Raw genomic sequence first — 19525 nt, 5'->3', positions numbered from 1 at the left:
ACGATTCTGGAAGTATATTAGATGAAGTCTATCTTTTTTTTCGTTATACTTATCTTAAGGAGTGAGGTGGGGCAAATGAAAAAAACAGAGAAAATATATATGGTCTCTCAACAGGCTGATATTTCTTTAGAAGAGTTGAAACAAGATATTTTTGATTGGTTAAGTTTTTTGCGCATTGTAACAATACCAGAAAGTTATACTTTTGGTGATGGAGAAATGCAAAAGTTTGATTTAAGGACAGTAACCCATCAAATTCAACAACTAACAGAAGAAGAAAATCTATGGATCAAAGTAAACAGTTCAGGTGGAGAGTTTCAACTTCATATTTCTAAATTGAATCTTCATGAACGAACGATTCTAGATGGTGCTATTTTTTTGGCCTACCAAATGATGATCGAAGACTATTGTGATACTAAAATGATTAAAAATGGTATTTATTGTTATATTCGATCTTTAGATGAATACTTGTATAATAATGTTGAATGTATTGAGAAGAGAAGCTTTGAACAAGCAGATGAAATCAGTAAACTACCTAAGCAGTATAATAGTAAAAAAGCGGTGATTATAGACTGCAATCAATTGGCTGGCTATGATATTTATTTTAAAGGGTTGTGTTTGACGTCGTGTTGGAAAATGTACTATTCAAGTTTGTATTTTCAACGTATTCCTAAACCAATTTTTTTAGAAGTTCAGCAAGTAGAAACAGTAACTGAATTGAACAATGAAGTAATCAAAGTGACGTTATTCAATAATCCCTTCAAGTGGGATCATTCCGTCAATCAAAAATATCAACGTCTGTTTAGAGATCAGATGGGGTATGATCAATTGGCTTGGAATAATGGAACAGGGGTGTTGCGTCCGCCCTATATTGAGTATGCTTTTACTGAAGATATGACACAAACAGTTCAATATCAAAATGACTATTATCAGCCAGTTGAAAAGAAGAATGCAACATATTTTATTACCAGAAGTTATGATAATATCCGTCATAAATATGTAGAAAATCGTACAAAAGGAATATTAAATGCTCAAGCTTACTTTCCTTGGATTGATGAAAAGAGTCGGAAAATGATGAATTATCGCATTTTAAATCCGGAGAGGGCTATTGATGGTGGTCTTTCAGCGTATGAGTTTTATATACGTCAGTTTTTGGAAATTGAGGTTTTGGATGAAAAATATGATGATTTTGTTTCAGTCTTACGCTTTTATTTGCCAAAAGAAGCACTAAAAGAAGTTCCTTTAGATGCTTTATGGGATAAATTGTTTGATGTAAATATCAGTAATTTGAAGCAAAAAGAATTATCCACACGTTTTGACTTAAGGAAATCGAAGAATCATTTACACGTCGTATTTTTAGATCATAGTTATTTAGAAACGATTAATCAGACGAATGATATCGGTGAATAAAATAGTTTAATAGAGGAGGAAACAAAGTGATTTTACTTTTGTTTCCTCCTCTATTCTATTGCCACTCGATCCCCATCAATCACCATTTTAGCGCCAGTAATAAAGCTAGCTTCATCACATGCTAAATAAATAACGCTATTAGCGATATCTCTTGGTTTTCCTAAATAAGGAAATTGAACGGATTTTTTATACTGAGGTCTGATATTTGGAAAAGAAGTCTCTATCATAGGTGTTTCAATAGTACCTGGGCAGATCGAGTTTATTCGAATATTATTTTTAGCATATTCAAAGGCTGCATCAAGAGACAGGGAGCGAATCACATCTTTTACTGCACCATAGGGATTGTCATCAGTTAACTCAACTAAGCCTTCAAGAGAGGAGACATTTATGATCGATCCGCCATTGTTGTTTATCATAAATGGAATGACTTCTTTTAAGCTATAAGTAAAGCTATTTAAATCGATCTCTTGAATTTTGTTCCAATCTTCAATCGTTAGATCTAACATTAATTTAGGCGAAGAAATCCCTGCATTGTTAACTAATACATCGATCTTTCCATATGTTTTGATAGTACTAGTAACTAATTTTCGCCAGCTATGGATGGAACCAATGTCGTGTTGAAATGCGGATATGGTTCCGCCGATTTGTGTTATTTCCGAAATAAGAGGAGCGATGTCATTTAGATTTCGAACAGCACAAATAACAATAGCACCTTCCTTTGAAGCTAGTTTAGCGGTAGCAGTACCGATGGCACTTGCGCTTTCTGTGATTAACATTACTTTACCTAATAATCTGTTCATAATAAAAAAACGCTATAATGAAACAACATTATAGTTATCCTTTCTGAATATTTTCAAAAACAATTGTTTTTCCAACGAAAATTTTTTTTTTACTTGTAAAGAATGCGCATTTCTTATGTATAATTTTAATATAGATTTTTTTTAAATGCTAATAATATAATCATAAAATATTCATTTCTTATAGAAAAAAAACTCAAATGGAAAGATAATGAGGTTCTTCCATTTGAGTTTTATATTTATTAAAGATTTATTTTGGAACTGTTTTTTTGACAATTCCTAGAATAACTGCGGAAACGATGGCACCAATTGCGATAAACACCAAGTATAAAAGTGGGTGACTTAATAAAAGAGCTACGAAGACGCCACCATGAGGAGCTAACAGGCGAATACCAAATCCTCCAACCAAACCGCCAGCTAATGCTGAACCAACGACAAAACTTGGAATTACGCGTAATGGATCGGCTGCTGCAAAAGGAATTGCACCTTCTGTAACGAAAGATAAGCCCATTACTAAGTTTGTTAATCCAGCATCTTTTTGGTCTTGAGTAAATTTATTTTTAAAGATCAATGTTGCAATGAAAATTGCTAGAGGAGGAACCATACCGCCGGCCATAACAGATGCCATAATAATACTTCCACCTTCTGTAACGGTAGCAGCAATAGAAGCTGTACCGAATACATAAGCAGCTTTGTTGATTGGGCCACCTAAGTCAATTGCCATCATCCCACCAAGTAAAGCTCCTAAAAGAGCAGCGTTTGTTCCATCAAGTCCTAATAAGAAATTATTTAACCCATCATTGATAACTTTCATCGGAATATTAACTAAAAGCATCAAACCACCAGTAATCAGTAAACCAAAGACTGGATAAAATAAAATGGTCTTAATTCCATCTAGAGATTTTGGTAACCCTTTGAAGAGTTTCTTTAAGAACACAATGACATATCCAGCTAAGAAACCGCCAATCAATGCGCCTAAGAATCCTGCTCCACCTGTATTGGCTAATGCACCTGCAGCAAATCCAGCAATTAATCCAGGGCGATCTGCAATACTAGAAGCGATAAATCCAGCTAAAACAGGTAACATAAATCCAAAAGCAGCACCACCGATTTGATTGAACCAAGAGGCTGCTTCATTATAAGAACCGAGATGACTCAATTGATCTTGAGGAACACCGATAAATTGATCGATCATAAATGATAGAGCGATAGCAATACCACCGCCAATAACAAATGGCAGCATATGTGACACACCATTCATCAAGTCTTTATAGATTCTTGAGCCGACAGAACCTTCTGCTGATCCGTCATCTTCCTTACTATCAGATTCAGAGCTATGGAAGATTGGAGCTGATCCATTAGTTGCCAGTGTGATTAATTCTTCAGTTTTACGAATACCATCACTAACTGGACGATTAACTAACTCTTTACCATCAAAGCGGTTCATTTCTACTTTTTTATCAGCGGCGACAATAACACCAGCTGCACGGGCAATATCTTCTGCGGTTAAACGATTTTTGATTCCTTCTGAACCGTTTGTTTCAACTTTGATATCAACGCCCATTTCTTTTGCCTTTTTCTTTAAGGCATCTTCAGCCATGTAAGTATGGGCGATTCCAGTTGGACAAGCTGTGACAGCTACAACGAATTTACGATCTGTCTCTTGATTATTTTTGGCCGTTTCTTCTTCTTGTTCTCGTTTTTCTTCAGCTTCTTTCGCTTCTTCCGCTGATTGGAAAAGGTTTTGAACGTCTCCTGGTGTTTTTGTGTCCTTTAATTTTCCGACAAAATCAGGATCAATCAGTAGGCGAGATAAAGCAGCTAAAGCTTGTAAATGAGTATCGTTGGCACCTTCTGGAGCAGCGATCATAAAGAACAAGTAAGTTGGTTGTCCATCAAGTGCTTCATAGTCTACCCCTTTGTTGCTTTTTGCAAATAAAACAGTTGCTTCTTTGACCGCACTATTTTTTGCATGAGGCATGGCGATCCCATCACCGAGACCAGTTGAAGTTTGTGCTTCACGTGCAAGAATTCCTTGTTTATAGGTATCAATATCAGAAATTCTACCACCATCGTACATTTTTTGGACCATTTCATCAATAGCACCTTTTTTATCAGTTGCTTGTAAATCCATGATCATCACGTCTTTGACAAGTAAGTCTTTGATATCCATTGTTTTTCCTCCTAAATTTAAAAGCGTAGCGGGCTCGTTCAGTCTCGACAGAAAAATAGGAAAAATTGAAGGTGACGTTTTTCGTCACATTTAATTTTTATCTTTTTTCCGAGAGAGTAGCCCGCGAAGCTAGATAATAAAAAGCGTAGTAAGCTCGTTCAGTCTCGACAGAAAAATAGGAAAAATTGAAGGTGACGTTTTTCGTCACATTTAATTTTTATCTTTTTTCCGAGAGAATAGCCCGCGAAGCTAGATAGTAAAAAGCGTAGTAAGCTCGTTCAGTCTCGACAGAAAAATAGGAAAAATTGAAGGTGACGCTTTTTGTCACATTTAATTTTTATCTTTTTTCCGAGAGAGTAGCCCGCGAAGCTAGATAATAAAAAGCGTAGTAATCTTGTTTAGTTTCGATAGAAAAGGCACCTGAGCTGTTTTCATAACCTTTAATTGTTATCTTTTTTCTGTGAAACTAGTTGATTTTTTCAACTTCCACTTCTGAAATCAATTCATGGATCAAATCAACCGAAGCTAGATCGTCTGAAAAAGCAGTAGCACTGCCGCACGCAATCCCCCATTTGAAAGCTTCCACAGGATCATTATTTTTAGCAAACGTACCTACAAAACCAGCGATCATTGAATCCCCAGCGCCAACGGAATTTTTCAGCGGACGTTTTAGTACATTCGAACGATAGGTTCCATCTTTAGTGAAAAGCAAAGCTCCGTCACCAGCCATGGAGATAATTACATGTTGTGCACCATTTTCTAATAAGCGTTCCCCGTATGGAAAGATATCTTCTGCAGAATTAAACGTAACATCAAATAGTTCTGCTAATTCATGATTGTTGGGTTTGATAAGTAAGGGTTTTTGCGGTAATGCATTGAGTAGATCTTTGCCAGTCGTATCAATAACAAATTCGGCTTTTTTGTCTTTAATAATCTGAATGAGTTCTTCATAAAAACCTTTGCGCAGTGTTGCAGGTGTACTTCCTGATAAAACTACAATGTCGCCAGCAGAAACCATACTTAGCGCTTGTTTTAATTCTTGCATTTCTTCATTACTGATAGCAGGCCCTAAACCATTGATTTCTGTCTCAGTTTCAGATTTGAGTTTAATATTGATGCGCGTATCTTCACGAACAGATGTAAATTTCGTCTGAATTTCCTCTTTTTTCAGCCAGTCAGAAATAAAATTTCCTGTAAAACCGCCTAAGAAACCTAGTGCAGTTGATTCAGCTTGAATTCTTTTTAAAATTCGAGAGACGTTAATCCCTTTTCCGCCAGGTAATTTAAAGTCATTTGTCATTCGGTTCAAATCGCCTAATTTTAGTCCTTCTACATGAACGATATAGTCGATTGAAGGATTTAATGTTACTGTGTAAATCATTGTACGGCCTCCTTGATAGTTGTTTTTTTCTGGAATTTTTCCAATAATTCTGGTGAACAATGATTAGTCAAAAGTGTGACTTCTTCAAGATCAGTCACTTTTGTGAAGGTTACTTTATTTAATTTTGTCTGATCAATCAGTACATACGCTTCTTCCGCCTGAGCAATAGCTAAACGTTTTAAAGCAGCTTCTTCAGGGTCGGGCGTGGTTAAACCAAATTCGAGATGGACGCCGTTCATTCCCATAAATACTTTGTTGAAGCGAAAATGGCTAAGTTGTTCCATCCCAGTTGAACCAATAATAGCTTTGGTAGATAATTTTAAAGATCCACCGAGAATAATTGTAGTGATATTTAGGTCGCCAAGTTTAGCTGCATGATGCACTGAGTTTGTGACAACTGTGATATTTTTTCCAGCTAAGAAAGGCAGCATTTCTAATGTAGTAGAGCCTGCATCTAAATAAATAACATCATCGTCGTGAACAAATTGAGAAGCTAGAAAAGCAATTGCTTTTTTATCTTGCGTGTTTTTGACGGATTTTTCAGTCATATCTTGTTCAAAACCTAAATTTAAAATTCGCTTGGCACCACCATGAACACGTTCTAATAATTCAGCATCTTCCAATTCTTGTAAATCTCTCCGAATCGTTGATTCAGAAGCGTTAAATAAAGTAGCAAGTTCTTGTGATTTAACAACTGATTGCTGGTCTAATAAACGTAAAATAGCTTGATGTCTTTCTTCTGTAAGCATTTTCACACCTCGTTTCATTGATTATAATAGCACAATAAATTCGCTGATGCAATCAAAAGCGGTCAAAAACGTTCATTGATGATTTTAAACGTTCATTAGTGCTGGAAAAGCGCACAATTCTATCAGTTGACAAAGGTGTTTGTTCTTTGGCTTAATGAAGATAGGATAAATCGGAGGGATAAGTATGAACAATCGTACAATATTGCAAGGATTTGAATGGTATCTACCAGCGGATGGTCAGCATTGGAAACGTTTGACTGAATTGGCAGAAGTGTTACATAAAAAAGGTATCAATGGCATTTGGCTTCCGCCCGCTTATAAAGGTGCGCAAGGCCTAGAAGATGTTGGCTATGCTCCTTATGATTTGTACGATTTGGGTGAATTTGATCAAAAAGGAACTGTTTCAACTAAGTACGGAACAATAGAAGACTATTTAACTTGTATTAAGACGTTAAAAAAAGAGGGAATAGAAGTTTATGGGGATATTGTGTTTGACCATTTTATGGGTGCAGACGAGGAAGAACGTGTCTCCGCTGTGAAATATCGTTCTGATAATAGGAACGAAGCTGTTAGTGGTGAGGAAGAAATTTTAGCATGGACGAAATTTACATTTCCAGGAAGAAATCGTAAATATAATGAGTATACTTGGTCATGGAGGAATTTTTCTGGTGTTGATTTTGATGATCGACGGAAAGATCATGGTATTTTTAACTTTGAAGGAAAAGGTTGGGATACAGAAGTTGACAGTGAGAATGGCAATTACGATTATTTAATGGGTTGTAATTTAGATATGGAGTATCCTGAAACTGTTGATCAACTAAATAAATGGGGGCAATGGTATCAAGCGCTGACAGATATTGACGGCTATCGCTTGGATGCGGTAAAACATATTCAGTTTAATTACTTTGTCGATTGGCTATTAAATAGAAGAAAAGAAAAGGGGAGTGATTTATTTGTTGTTGGGGAATACTGGAATGGTGAACTTGAGAAATTGACTAACTATATAGATAGTTCAGGAACACTGATTTCTTTATTTGATGTCCCATTACATTATCATTTTTATGAAGCTGCTCACTCAAATGGACAATATGATATGCGAAATATTTTTGAAGGGACTTTAGCGAAAGAGCGACCTGAATGGGCAGTTACTTTCGTTGATAATCATGATACACAAAAGGGACAAAGTTTGGAATCATGGGTAGACGGTTGGTTTAAAGTCCATGCTTATGCGTTGATTTTATTGAGAAAAGCAGGCACTCCTGTTGTATTTTGGGGAGATATGTTCGGCATTCCTTCTCAAGATGTAGCTGCTGTGGGGAAAGATTTAGAATTGTTGTTAAAAATTCGCGAGCGTTTGGCTTATGGAAATGAAATGAGTTATTTTGATGACCCAAATGTGATTGGTTGGGTGAGAACTGGAACATTTGATTGGGAAAAGTCTGGTTACGCAGTGATCATGACGAATGCGCAAGCTAGTGAAAAAACAATGACCATCAGTGCGGTACATGCAGGTAAAGTATTTGTTGACATTTTAGGCAATCATCCAACCAAAGTTGTGTTGGATGAAACTGGTGCAGGAACATTTCCTGTGAATGGTGGAGAAGTTTCTGTCTATGTAAATGAAGAAATTGTAGATCAATTGTGTAAATCGTTGGATGAATAGGGTTTTAAAGAGAAGGTACTAGAGTATTTGGATTATGATTATATAAAAATAGTACGTGACTTCTATTGGAAGAATAATTATACTAAGTATAATAGATAATAAGCTGTAAAATGTATGGATTTTTGGTGCGAACCATAAGTGCACACGGAATCACTGGGGGATTCGCACCAGATTTGAGAGACGAATAGAGGTAAAATTCTATTTTCCCTCATTGTTTTCTCATTTTGCGGAAGGTTTAATGTGGAGAAGTGGCAAATATGTACATAGTTTGTTACTTTTTCACGGTCTCACTCTTTATTGAGTGAGTGGATTGAAATTGTTATCGGCGAAGGAAACACTTATGCTCAGACGTCTCACTCTTTATTGAGTGAGTGGATTGAAATCAATAGAACTCGTCAATTACGAGTACTGGGACACTGTCTCACTCTTTATTGAGTGAGCTTTTTATTTTCCTAAAAAATCGATTCAGAAAAAATCAAATCTAATTCTACAACTACATAAAATACTAACTCAATAACAACAAAATGATCGTTTTGCAAATCCTGTCATTATTAAAGAATTTTCGCTTTATAATCTAGCTACATACATTAAACATTTCGATAATAACCTGAAAAAAATCATGATAACAGGTACCTTTAAAATTTTTTGTATCTTACTTACTCAAGGTTTGTTCAATCTGTTCAGCTTTTGTGTTTTTTTTGGTATAATAGATAAGATTGAAAAAAGAGAGAGGACGTTGATGATGGCACAAGAAAACGCCTTGATCCAAGGTATGAATCCAAGACAAAAAGAAGCCGTTCTACATACAGAAGGGCCTTTATTAGTTATGGCAGGTGCAGGTAGTGGCAAAACGAGAGTCTTGACCCACCGTATTGCCTATTTAATTGAAGAAAAAGACGTCAATCCATGGAATATTTTGGCGATTACTTTTACCAATAAGGCTGCTAAAGAAATGAGAGAACGTGTAGGGAAACTACTCGAAACTGGCGGAAACGATGTCTGGGTTTCCACATTTCACTCTATGTGTGTTCGTATTTTACGCCGTGATGTGGATCATATCGGTTATAATCGTAATTTCACAATTATTGATACTTCTGAACAACGAACATTAATGAAACGAATTTTAAATGAACTGAATATTGATGTGAAAAAATATGATCCCCGTTCGATTTTAGGAACGATCAGTAATGCGAAAAATGAGCTGCAAACACCAGAAAAAGTGGCGGAATTACAAGGCACTCCTTACGAAGAAGTCGTAGCAAAATGTTATAAAATGTATCAAAAAGAATTAAGAAACAATCAATGTATGGATTTTGATGATCTGATTATGAATACCATTCGTTTATTTAATGATCATCCCGATTCATTGGCTTACTACCAGAATAAATTCCATTATATTCATGTTGATGAGTATCAAGATACTAACCATGCTCAGTACACTTTGGTTAACATGTTAGCAGCGCGTTTCAAAAACTTATGTGTAGTAGGAGATGCTGACCAAAGTATTTATGGTTGGCGTGGAGCTGACATGCAGAATATTTTGGATTTCGAAAAAGATTATCCAGATGCTTCTGTAATTATGTTAGAACAAAATTACCGCTCTACTAAAAAAATTCTAGATGCAGCTAATAATGTGATTAAAAACAATAGCAATCGTCGAGACAAACAGCTATGGACTGAAAATACAGATGGAGAAAAGATCGTTTATTATCGTGGAGATAACGAACGAGATGAAACCCAATATATCGTTGGTCAAATCCAAAAAGAAATACGTGAAAAAGACCGAATTTATGGCGATTTTGCTGTTTTATACCGTACGAACGCTCAATCTCGAGTAATGGAAGAAATGCTATTGAAATCCAATATTCCCTATACAATGGTTGGCGGACATAAATTCTATGATCGCAAAGAAATCAAAGATATCTTAGGTTACTTGAATATCATTTCTAACCCAATGGACTCTCTTAGTTTTGAACGAGTAGTCAACGAACCAAAAAGAGGGATTGGTAAAAGTTCTGTCGAAAAATTAAGAAGTTTTTCTCAGATGCATGGTTGGTCATTGTTAGAAGCGTCTCAAAATGTAGACCTAGCAAATATCTCAGGAAAAGCTGGCAAAGAGTTAGGCAGTTTCGGTATGATGATTCAAGACTTAACTCAGATGATTCCATATTTAACGATTACCGAATTAGTGAAGGAAGTTTTGGAACGTAGCGGTTACCGTGAAGAATTGGTCAGACAAAACAATTTAGAATCTCAAGCTCGACTAGAAAACTTAGATGAATTCTTAACAGTTACACAAGAATTTGATAAGCGCTATGAGCGTCAAGATTTAGAAGATGCTGATGCACCTGAAGAAAAATTAGCTGTATTCTTAAATGATTTAGCACTAGTTTCTGATTTGGACAATTTAGAAGAAAGTACGTCACAAGTAACTTTAATGACACTTCATGCAGCTAAAGGACTTGAATTTCCCGTTGTATTTTTAATTGGGATGGAAGAGGGCGTATTTCCTTTATCTCGTGCTCTGCTGGAAGAAAGTGAACTGGAAGAAGAACGTCGTTTGGCTTATGTTGGGATTACTCGGGCGGAAGAGATTTTATATATATCCAATGCTTTTTCAAGGACTTTATATGGAAGAACGCAATACAATCGTCCAAGCCGTTTCTTAGATGAGATTGATGAAGAATTATTAGAGTTGCAAGGTTCGATTGCCGCACCTAAAGCACCATCTAGAACGTTTGAGCCAAAAGTATTTAAACCAGCCTACGCTCAACCAACCAAACAACCAGTGACAGATAAAGTCGCTAGTGGAGGCGAGTCAATGGCATGGCAAGCTGGAGATAAAGTCAGACATAAAGCGTGGGGAACAGGAACCGTAGTTCGAGTTGGCGGTACAGCCAAAGATTTAGAACTAGACGTAGCCTTCCCAGAAAAAGGCATCAAGCGCTTATTAGCAGCATTTGCTCCGATTGAAAAAATATAAAATATGAGTGAGGCAAAAAACGTCTCGATTATATTTTCCTATTTTTCTACGAGCCTAAACAAGCCCGCTAGGCTTTCAAATTTAGGAGGGGTTACTTATGGCGGAATTGCCATTAACATTAGCACAAGCGACAGATAAAGCAAAAGAACTACGAGCTCAGTTGAATCAATATTCTCATGAGTATTATGTAGCAGATAAACCTACCGTAGAAGATTATGTGTATGATCGGCTTTATAAAGAATTGTCCGACATAGAAACCGAATATCCAGACTTAATCACTTCTGATTCACCGACACAACGTGTGGGCGGTAAGATTTTACAAGGATTTGTGAAAGTCACTCATGATGTTCAAATGTACAGTTTGAATGATGGTTTCAGTAAAGAAGATATTTACGATTTTGATGAACGTGTTCAAAAATTGGCAGGCAAACCCGTTAGTTATTGTTGTGAGCTAAAGATTGATGGGTTAGCGATTTCATTGAAATATGAAAATGGAAAATTTGTTCAAGGGGCAACACGTGGTGATGGAACTGTTGGAGAAAATATCACCGAAAATCTGAAGACCGTGAAATCAATTCCTTTAGAATTGAAAAAGCCGATTTCAGTTGAAGTTCGTGGCGAATGTTATATGCCGAAACAATCATTTGTCAATTTGAACAAGGAACGAGAAGAAGCTGGACAAGATGTGTTTGCTAATCCTAGAAATGCAGCAGCAGGTAGCTTACGTCAGTTAGATACAAGCATGGTTGCTAAACGTAATCTTAATACCTTTTTATATACAGTGGCCGATTTTGGACCGATGACCGCACAGACTCAGTTTGATGCATTGGATGAATTATCAGAAATTGGTTTTAGAACGAACCCTGAAAAAAAATTGTGTCAGAATATTGATGAAGTGTGGGCTTATATAGAGGAGTATCATGAAAAAAGAACGGAATTACCCTATGAAATCGATGGAATCGTGATCAAAACTAATGAATTTACGATTCAAGATGAACTAGGTTTTACCGTCAAAGCTCCACGTTGGGCGATTGCTTATAAATTTCCACCAGAAGAAGCGCAAACGGTCGTGGAAGAAATCGAATGGACGATTGGACGTACAGGTGTAGTTACGCCAACAGCAGTGATGCAGCCAGTTCGTGTCGCAGGTTCTACTGTCAGTCGAGCGAGTTTGCATAATGCTGATTTTATAGCAATGAAAGATATTCGCTTGAATGACACGGTGATCATTTATAAAGCTGGGGACATCATTCCAGAAGTTGCTCAAGTATTGACCGAGAAACGGGATGAAAATAGCCAACCGTACGAGATCCCAACCCATTGTCCAGTTTGCAACAGCGAATTGGTTCATTTGGATGAAGAAGTTGCATTACGTTGTATCAATCCTAAATGTCCTGCTCAAATCAAAGAAGGACTGAATCATTATGTTTCTAGAAATGCTATGAATATTGATGGTTTGGGTCCTCGTGTCTTGGAACAAATGTATGATAAAGAGCTAGTTGCTGATGTCGCTGATTTGTACTTTTTAACAGAAGAACAATTAATGACGTTAGATAAAATCAAAGAGAAATCAGCTAATAATATTTATCAGGCAATTGCTGCAAGTCGTGACAATTCTGTTGAACGTTTAATTTTCGGTTTAGGCATTCGTCATGTTGGAGCAAAAGCGGCCAAAGTTTTGGCAGAACATTTTGGTGATTTAAGGACTATTAGCAAAGCGACTAAAGAAGAGGTCGTAGCACTTGATTCTATAGGTGAGATCATTGCTGATAGTTTAGTGACTTATTTTGAAAATGAAGAAGTCCATGAATTGATGGATGAACTAACAAAAGCGGGCGTTAATTTTGAGTACAAAGGCATTCGGACAGCTCAGTTAGAAGCTGTTGAATCACCATTCAAAGATAAAACAGTTGTTTTGACAGGAAAATTAACTCATTATAATCGAGAAGAAGCTAAAGAGAAAATTGAAAATTTAGGTGGAAAAGTCACTGGTAGTGTGTCTAAAAAAACAGATATCGTTGTTGCTGGTGAAGATGCTGGCAGTAAGTTAACCAAAGCTCAAGATCTTGGCATTGAAGTTTGGGATGAGGCGCAAATGGTTACAGCACTTGATAATAGTACGACTATTGAGTTACCTGAATAAGTAATAAATCAAATAAAAAGAGTGTTCAGTGTTATTTTTTACATCTATTAGACTATTTTCTTTCATCTCGATCATAATTTCTTAGAATTTTATGATAGAATAAGAAAAAAGCTGTTTTTTTAACGTAAACATTCGTTTAACAGTATAAAAATGAACTAGTGAACTCTTAGGAGCTGTCTTTCAGGTACTTGTCTAATCATTATCTGAACATGACAGCTTGGCGGAGTTTTTCTAAAGGAAAGAAGGGTATCCATGGCAATCAGTGAAGAACAAGCAAAACATGTAGCAAAATTGTCTAAATTGTCTTTTTCCGATGAGGAGTTAAAAGACTTTACTAACCAGTTAGGCAAAATCATCGATATGGTAGAACTATTAGAAGACGTAGATACAGAAGGTGTTCCATTTACATCTAATGTTGCACAGGCAATCAATGTAATGAGAGAAGACGTAGCAACACCAGGTATGGATCGTGATGAATTAATGAAAAACGTACCTGAATCAGAAAATGGCTACATCAAAGTGCCAGCAATTATCGACAATGGGGAGGCTGGTGCATAATGGAAAAATTATATGATAAGTCATTAACAGAACTGCATGATTTGCTTGTATCAAAAGAAATCACAGCAACTGATTTAACGCAGGATACATTAAAACGTATCAATGAAACAGAAAAAGATGTTGATTCATTTATTACCATAAATGATGAGAAAGCATTAGCATTAGCGAAAGCAATTGATCTTAAAGGAATTACTGAGTCAAATCCATTAGCTGGTATTCCAATCGGCATTAAAGACAATATCGTAACGAAAGATATTTTAACAACAGCTGCTTCAAAAATGTTGTATAACTTTAATCCAATCTATGATGCAACTGTTATGGACAAAGTTTATCAAGCAGACATGATTCCTGTTGGGAAACTAAACATGGATGAATTTGCAATGGGTGGAAGTACAGAAACATCATACTTCAAGAAAACGAAAAATGCTTGGGATCATTCTAAAGTTCCTGGTGGATCTTCAGGTGGTTCTGCTGCAGCAGTTGCTGCAGGGCAAGTACCTGTTTCTTTAGGAACTGATACAGGCGGAAGTATTCGTCAGCCAGCTTCATTTAATGGAATCGTGGGAATGAAACCAACTTATGGACGTGTTTCTCGTTTTGGTTTGATCGCATTTTCTTCTAGTTTGGATCAAATTGGTCCATTGACAAGAAACGTCAAAGACAATGCTTTAGCATTAAATGCAATCAGTGGCTACGATGAAAAAGATGGTACATCTGCTGGGGTTTCTGTACCTGATTTTACAAATGGTTTAACTGGAGACATTAAAGGCATGAAAGTTGCTTTACCAAAAGAATATCTTGGTGAAGGCGTGGATGCTGGTGTTCGGGAAGCTGTTCTTAAGGCTGCAGAAACGTTTAAAGCATTAGGTGCAACAGTTGAAGAAGTTAGCTTACCTCATTCAAAATATGGCGTAGCTGTTTATTACATTATTGCTTCATCTGAGGCAAGCTCAAACTTACAACGTTTTGACGGAATTCGCTACGGCTACCGTTCTGAAAATGTGAAAAACCTAGAAGACGTTTATGTGAATTCTCGTTCTGAAGGATTTGGTGTGGAAGTAAAACGTCGTATTATGCTTGGTACATTCTCATTAAGTGCTGGTTATTACGATGCATACTTCAAAAAAGCTGGACAAGTAAGAACATTAATCAAACAAGACTTTGATAATGTTTTTGAAAAATATGATATCATCATTGGCCCTGCGTCACCAACCGTTGCCTTTGGATTAGGTGAAAATATCAATGATCCAATCACGATGTATATGAACGATTTACTAACGATTCCTGTAAACTTAGCTGGCTTACCTGGTATGTCAATACCAGCAGGATTCTCAGAAGGTTTACCTGTCGGCTTACAAATTATCGGAAAAGCATTTGACGAAAGTACAATGTATAAAGCGGCGTATGCCTTTGAACAAGCAACAGATTTCCACACGAAAAAACCTGTGATCTTAGGGGGGAATGACTAATGAATTTTGAAACTGTCATCGGACTTGAGGTCCATGTAGAACTAAAAACAAACTCTAAAATCTTTTCACCTGCGCCTGCTCACTTTGGTGCAGAACCAAATAGCAATACGAATGTAATCGACTGGGGTTACCCAGGTGTGTTACCTGTAATGAATAAACAAGCGCTTGAATTTGGAATGAAAGCAGCTCTTGCTTTAAATTGTGAGATCTCTAAAGATACACATTTTGATCGCAAAAACTACTTCTATCCAGATAATCCCAAAGCCTACCAAATTTCTCAATTCGATCAACCAATCGGTCACGATGGCTGGATTGATATTGAAGTTGAAGGGAAAACAAAACGCATCCGTATCGAACGTGTTCACTTAGAAGAAGATGCTGGGAAAAATATCCATGGCGATGGCGGCTATTCCTTTGTTGATTTAAATCGTCAGGGAACACCTTTGATCGAAATCGTTTCAGAAGCAGATATGCGTTCACCAGAAGAAGCATATGCTTATTTAGAAGCAATCCGTTCAATCATCTTATTTACAGGTGTTTCAGATGTGAAAATGGAAGAAGGTTCAATGCGTTGTGACGCTAATATTTCTTTGCGTCCTTACGGGCAAGAAGAATTTGGTACCAAAGCAGAGCTTAAAAACTTGAACTCAATGAGTTTTGTTAAAAAAGGACTTGCTTTTGAAGAAAAACGTCAAGCAAAAGTATTACTTTCAGGTGGAGAAATTCAACAAGAAACACGTCGTTTCGATGAAACAACGAACAAAACATTATTGATGCGTGTTAAAGAAGGTTCAAGTGACTACCGTTACTTCCCAGAGCCTGATGTTCCTCGTTTTGCCATTGATGATGAGTGGATTGAGCGTATTCGCCATAGCTTACCAGAAATGCCGGCTTCTCGTCGTGCTAGATATATCAAAGAGCTTGGATTGCCTGAATACGATGCAATGGTTCTAACGCTGACAAAAGAAATGTCTGATTTCTTCGAAGAAGCTTTAAATGAAGGCGCAGATGCTAAGCAGGTCTCTAACTGGTTAATGGGTGAAGTTTCAGCATACTTAAACAGTGAAAAAGTAGAATTGCCTGATACGAAACTAACACCTGCAAACTTAGCTGGTATGATCACATTGATTGCAGATGGTACAATCAGTTCTAAAATTGCGAAAAAAGTCTTTAAAGAATTGATTGAAAACGGTGGGGATGCTAAAGAAGTGGTTGAGGCCAAAGGTTTGGTTCAACTATCTGATCCATCACAATTGTTGCCAATCATCAATGAAGTGCTAGACAATAACCAACAGTCTGTTGATGATTTTAAAAATGGTAAAGACCGTGCAGTTGGCTTTTTAGTTGGTCAAATCATGAAAGCAACGAAAGGACAAGCCAACCCAGGTATCGTAAATAAATTGCTACAAGAAGAATTGACAAAACGATAGAAAGTAGCAGATGACCTATGAAAAAAGCAAGAGTGATTTATAATCCAACTTCAGGTAAAGAGCTAGTCAAAAAAAACTTAGCTGATATTCTTTCTGTTTTGGAAGAGTGCGGATATGAAGCTAGTGCTTTTGCCACAACGCCAGATGAAAATTCCGCTAAAAATGAAGCACGCCGAGTTGCTGAATTAGGGTTTGACCTGATTGTTGCTGCTGGCGGCGACGGAACAATCAATGAAGTTGTGAATGGCATTGCTCCTTTAGAAAATCGACCGTCTATGGCGATCATTCCTGCGGGAACAACCAATGATTATGCAAGAGCATTAAAAATTCCTAGAGACAATATTGTTAAAGCAGCAGAAGTCATCAAGAAAAATCAAACGGTTAAAATGGACATCGGTAAAGCCAAAGAGAATTATTTTATCAATATTGCAGCCGGTGGTCATTTGACTGAATTAACTTATGAAGTTCCTTCAGAATTAAAAAGTATTTTTGGTTATTTGGCTTATTTAGCTAAAGGCGCTGAGATGTTGCCACGTGTGAAGCCAATCAAGATGCGAATGGAATATGATGAAGGTGTTTATGAAGGCAACGCTTCGATGTTTTTCTTAGGATTGACTAATTCAGTCGGTGGTTTTGAAAAGATTGCACCTGATGCGAAACTTGATGACGGGAAATTTTCTTTGATTATTGTAAAAACAGCTAACGTTTTTGAAATTTTACATTTGGCAGCATTGATGCTAAATGGAGGGAAGCATATAGAAGACCATCGGTTGATCTATACCAAAACTAGCCGTCTATATGCTGAGACACTAGACTCCAACAGTAATATGATGATTAATTTAGATGGTGAATACGGCGGTGAGGCACCAATGGAATTTATCAACTTGAATCAGCATATAGAAATGTTTGCCAATGCAGATGCGATTCCAGCAAATGCAATCATGGGCTCAGTTTTAGAAGATTATAATGGCGAATCAGCTGAAGACGATGACGAGTATCTTGAAACAAGTAAAGAATTCGTCAGAGAAGTTGAACGCCTAACAGAAGAAGATATCGATGGTGATGGTAAAATTGCCGATAAAGATAACGAGAAGTAAAAAAGCAGCTTTCTGTATTTTGTCTTGCAGAGAGCTGTTTTTTACAATGAAGTGATAAAAAGAAAGTCTTTGTTGCTTTTCTAGCATTTTTTCATTAGAATGAGTGAAGCGCATAAAAGAAGGAGCGACTTATGAATAATTTTCCAGTGAACAAAAACGAAACAATCGAAGTTGATATTATTGATTTAACACACGAAGGAATGGGTGTTGCCAAGATTGATGGCTACCCGCTTTTTATAGAAAATGCCTTACCAGGTGAAAAAATAGAAATCAAAGTGTTGAAAGTCGGCAAAAGTTTTGGTTACGGTAAAGTTTTGAATATCTTAAAATCAAGCGAAGACCGTGTACCAGTTAAAGATGCAAACTTTACGAAGGTAGGCATCAGTCCACTACAACATCTAGCTTATGGTGCTCAATTGACGTTTAAAACAGATCAAGTGAAAAATGTGATGCAGCGGGTTGCCAAATTACCAGATGTACCTGTGATGGATACAATTGGTATGAACAATCCTTGGGGCTACCGCAACAAAGCACAAATCCCAGTTAGAAAAATCGATGACAAACTGCAGACAGGTTTCTTTAGAAAAAATAGTCATGATTTGATTCCTTTAGAACACTTCTATATTCAAGATCCTAAAATTGATGAAGCGGTAATTAAGATCCGTGATATCATGAGACGTTACAGTATTAAACCCTATAACGAGTCAGATAATACAGGAAACTTACGCCATATCGTGGTTCGCCGTGGTTACAATACAGGAGAAATGATGGTTGTCTTGATTACAAGAACACCTAAATTATTTCCAAGTAGTAAAATCATTCCTGACATTTTAGAAGCTTTGCCAGAGGTTGTCAGTATCGTTCAAAATGTTAATTCTAAAAAGACGAACGTGATTTTTGGTGACGAAACGATTCTTTTACATGGGCAAGATCAAATGATCGATACGATTTTTGATTTGAAATTTGAAATTTCTTCTCGTTCATTCTACCAAGTAAATCCGCAACAAACAGAAGTGATGTACAATAAAGTTAAAGAATACGCTGCATTGACTGGTGAAGAAGTGGTTGTTGATGCGTATTGCGGAATCGGCACAATTGGTTTGACTTTGGCTAAAGATGCAAAACATGTTTATGGTGTGGAAGTCATCGAAGAAGCAGCGAAAAATGCTGAAAGCAATGCAAAATTAAACAATATTACCAATGCAACATTCACAGCTGGTTTAGCAGAAGAAGCGTTACCTAGATTAATCGAAAATGATATCAAAGCAGATGTTGTAATCGTTGATCCACCTCGTAAAGGATTGGAAGCAAGTCTAGTAGAAACATTGATTGAAACTAAACCTAATCGCATTGTTTATGTGAGCTGTAACCCAGCAACTTTAGCACGCGATTTAGCATTACTTACTGAAGGCGGTTTTGAAGTCAAGGAAGTCCAACCAGTGGATAATTTCCCGCAAACAACTCATATCGAGTCAGTTACTTTGTTAACAAGGACGGTGTAAATATGGATGATACAAAGAAAAAAATGTTAGAATTGATTAAAAAGAAACAAGGTGGCGGTCGTTCAAAAAAAATGGAGACGCCTAAAAATGATCGTAAAAACATGCGAAAAGGGCCTAAAATTTATAATAAATAGACTAGTCTCTATTGATTGAAGCATAGCGAAACCTGCTTT

General features: G+C 36.7%; 14 protein-coding genes. 10 read left to right on the top strand and 4 right to left on the bottom strand.

The features are described 5' to 3' along the window. Positions 1 to 75: 75 nt before the first annotated feature. Positions 76 to 1407 (top strand): hypothetical protein, encoded by a 1332-nt coding sequence (locus BCR23_RS02515; RefSeq protein ID WP_069633922.1) that lies wholly within the window; start codon positions 76 to 78, stop codon positions 1405 to 1407. A gap of 50 nt (positions 1408 to 1457) precedes the next feature. On the opposite strand, the gene BCR23_RS02510 is transcribed toward BCR23_RS02515, so the two are convergent. The 4 genes from BCR23_RS02510 to BCR23_RS02495 form a co-directional block, all read right to left on the bottom strand. Then, positions 1458 to 2207 (bottom strand): SDR family NAD(P)-dependent oxidoreductase, encoded by a 750-nt coding sequence (locus BCR23_RS02510; RefSeq protein WP_069633921.1) that lies wholly within the window; start codon positions 2205 to 2207, stop codon positions 1458 to 1460. Between the two features lie 247 nt (positions 2208 to 2454). Beyond that, positions 2455 to 4377 (bottom strand): PTS fructose transporter subunit IIABC, encoded by a 1923-nt coding sequence (locus tag BCR23_RS02505; RefSeq protein ID WP_069633920.1) that lies wholly within the window; start codon positions 4375 to 4377, stop codon positions 2455 to 2457. Between the two features lie 466 nt (positions 4378 to 4843). Beyond that, positions 4844 to 5758, bottom strand: coding sequence for a 1-phosphofructokinase (gene pfkB / locus BCR23_RS02500; protein ID WP_069633919.1), 915 nt, complete (start codon positions 5756 to 5758; stop codon positions 4844 to 4846). Continuing rightward, positions 5755 to 6507, bottom strand: a complete 753-nt coding sequence (locus tag BCR23_RS02495) for a DeoR/GlpR family DNA-binding transcription regulator (RefSeq protein WP_069633918.1) — start codon at positions 6505 to 6507, stop codon at positions 5755 to 5757. The genes pfkB and BCR23_RS02495 overlap by 4 nt, the downstream gene beginning before the upstream one ends. A gap of 184 nt (positions 6508 to 6691) precedes the next feature. Between BCR23_RS02495 and BCR23_RS02490 the strand changes: the two genes are divergently transcribed. The 9 genes from BCR23_RS02490 (at position 6692) to BCR23_RS14960 (ending at position 19486) form a co-directional block, all read left to right on the top strand. Next, positions 6692 to 8170: an alpha-amylase gene (locus BCR23_RS02490; protein WP_069633917.1), complete on the top strand. Its 1479-nt coding sequence runs from the start codon at positions 6692 to 6694 to the stop codon at positions 8168 to 8170. A 742-nt stretch (positions 8171 to 8912) separates the two neighbouring features. Beyond that, positions 8913 to 11153 (top strand): DNA helicase PcrA, encoded by a 2241-nt coding sequence (pcrA, locus tag BCR23_RS02485; protein WP_069633916.1) that lies wholly within the window; start codon positions 8913 to 8915, stop codon positions 11151 to 11153. Positions 11154 to 11250: 97 nt separating this feature from the next. Further along, positions 11251 to 13296 (top strand): NAD-dependent DNA ligase LigA, encoded by a 2046-nt coding sequence (gene ligA, locus BCR23_RS02480; protein ID WP_069633915.1) that lies wholly within the window; start codon positions 11251 to 11253, stop codon positions 13294 to 13296. A gap of 252 nt (positions 13297 to 13548) precedes the next feature. Beyond that, positions 13549 to 13854: an Asp-tRNA(Asn)/Glu-tRNA(Gln) amidotransferase subunit GatC gene (gene gatC, locus BCR23_RS02475; RefSeq protein WP_069633914.1), complete on the top strand. Its 306-nt coding sequence runs from the start codon at positions 13549 to 13551 to the stop codon at positions 13852 to 13854. Then, on the top strand, positions 13854 to 15323 hold the full coding sequence (gene gatA, locus BCR23_RS02470) for an Asp-tRNA(Asn)/Glu-tRNA(Gln) amidotransferase subunit GatA (RefSeq protein ID WP_069633913.1): 1470 nt from the start codon (positions 13854 to 13856) through the stop codon (positions 15321 to 15323). Before gatC ends, gatA begins: the two co-directional genes overlap by 1 nt. Next, positions 15323 to 16753 (top strand): Asp-tRNA(Asn)/Glu-tRNA(Gln) amidotransferase subunit GatB, encoded by a 1431-nt coding sequence (gene gatB / locus BCR23_RS02465; RefSeq protein WP_069633912.1) that lies wholly within the window; start codon positions 15323 to 15325, stop codon positions 16751 to 16753. Before gatA ends, gatB begins: the two co-directional genes overlap by 1 nt. Before the next feature lie 17 nt (positions 16754 to 16770). After that, on the top strand, positions 16771 to 17850 hold the full coding sequence (locus tag BCR23_RS02460; protein ID WP_069633911.1) for a diacylglycerol kinase: 1080 nt from the start codon (positions 16771 to 16773) through the stop codon (positions 17848 to 17850). A 131-nt stretch (positions 17851 to 17981) separates the two neighbouring features. Beyond that, positions 17982 to 19352, top strand: a complete 1371-nt coding sequence (gene rlmD, locus BCR23_RS02455) for a 23S rRNA (uracil(1939)-C(5))-methyltransferase RlmD (protein WP_069633910.1) — start codon at positions 17982 to 17984, stop codon at positions 19350 to 19352. A 2-nt stretch (positions 19353 to 19354) separates the two neighbouring features. Then, positions 19355 to 19486, top strand: a complete 132-nt coding sequence (locus BCR23_RS14960; RefSeq protein WP_069633909.1) for a hypothetical protein — start codon at positions 19355 to 19357, stop codon at positions 19484 to 19486. Positions 19487 to 19525 lie beyond the last annotated feature (39 nt).

This window comes from Enterococcus quebecensis, assembly GCF_001730365.1.
GTDB classification, from domain to species: domain Bacteria; phylum Bacillota; class Bacilli; order Lactobacillales; family Enterococcaceae; genus Enterococcus_L; species Enterococcus_L quebecensis.
Note: the sequence above shows the minus strand (reverse complement) of the source record. Positions and strands in the feature narration are given on the sequence as shown.